This window comes from Mesorhizobium sp. M4B.F.Ca.ET.089.01.1.1 (assembly GCF_004022605.1).
In the GTDB taxonomy this organism is placed as follows: domain Bacteria; phylum Pseudomonadota; class Alphaproteobacteria; order Rhizobiales; family Rhizobiaceae; genus Mesorhizobium; species Mesorhizobium abyssinicae.
In genome coordinates, this window is the sequence record NZ_RZOS01001302.1 from 1 (window position 1) to 520 (window position 520).

Below are 520 nucleotides of genomic sequence, written 5' to 3' on the forward strand. Positions count from 1 at the left end.
GAGCTGGAATTTGCGGGTCGACGCAACGCCAAACTTCTCCGACTTCGAAACGGAGGTCATCGATCTCGACCTGCGTTACGGCGACGGTGGTTGGGCCGGCCTGTATTCGGACTGCGTCGTAAACGATCTCATCTTGCCAATGTGTTCGCCATCCTATTTGGCCGAGTTGCAGGCGCTTTCATCTGATCCGCGACAACAGCTTCGTCACGCCAGATTGATAGACAGCGTCAAGGCCTATTTCCGCTGGGATTACTGGCTGCCACGCAACGGCATCCAGGGTGCGCGAATGACGTACCCCTATCGTTTCGACCGTTCTTCCATGTCAGTCCAGTTGGCAAAGGACGGCGCGGGCGTGGTTCTGGAAAGCACCTCGATTGCATTCGAGGACCTTGCAGCGGGAAGCCTGGTGCCCGTTTCGACCGAGTTCGATGTCATCGAGTTTCCAGGATATTGGCTCGTCTGCCCATCGCGACATATGAACCGGCGTGCCGTCCGCCTGTTCTCGGACTTGGTGTCGAAT

Annotated in this window: 1 protein-coding gene; it reads left to right on the top strand. The window is 57.1% G+C overall.

The features are described 5' to 3' along the window. Positions 1 to 520, top strand: a 520-nt coding sequence (locus EN780_RS37270; protein ID WP_245500285.1) for a LysR substrate-binding domain-containing protein, incomplete at both ends; no start/stop codon positions are given.